This is a genomic window from Lactiplantibacillus plajomi, assembly GCF_005405405.1.
In the GTDB taxonomy this organism is placed as follows: domain Bacteria; phylum Bacillota; class Bacilli; order Lactobacillales; family Lactobacillaceae; genus Lactiplantibacillus; species Lactiplantibacillus plajomi.
The window spans coordinates 1-596 of record NZ_BJDZ01000069.1; the positions used below are offsets into that span (position 1 = coordinate 1).

1 pseudogene is annotated in these 596 nt (G+C 40.6%); it reads right to left on the reverse strand.

Annotated elements, in window-relative coordinates:
- Positions 1–158: 158 nt before the first annotated feature.
- Positions 159–596, reverse strand: a pseudogene (locus FFM82_RS13445) (MobQ family relaxase); the annotation flags it as partial.

Genomic DNA, 596 nt, shown 5'->3' on the forward strand with positions numbered 1-596 from the left:
CTTAAAGGTTTTGTTTACCTGGTCTCTTTGATAGACCATACACAAGGCTGGCAGCTATACGTAACTAATCGAGCACGCTCTACGTACCAAATTTTTCTCAATATAAAATACATTATGGGCTACCATTCATACCAATTAACCAGTCGCTAATTTTGTGATTACAAGTGCATGCCCCAATCTTCATGCCGGTTCCGGGTTTGATGTTGCCGCTGCTTTTTCGTCATTTCCCACTCGGTCTCTTTTAAGCCGCGTTCTTGTTTTTGCCGTTGGTAATCTTCATCACGAGCATATAGAACAGTCATGATTGCGTCACTAAAGGCCGTCTTTAAGTAATAGTCTGGACTAACTGGCTTGTAATTTAGCGGTTGATAATGTCCGATATTTTCTTTTCTGTACTGGTCGTCCTTGGCTTGTTGCCCTTTTAACTGCTTTTGGATTTTCTCAATCTGACTGTTCTTAATCGTCGGATCGACTTTGCATTCACCCAAAAAGAGTTGTTTAGTGCCATCATGCTTTAAAACCCGTTGTAAGTGATGATTTTCTAACTGATCTAAGCTAAGCTGTCCCGATAAATAAGCTAGTCCTTGTTGATGTTC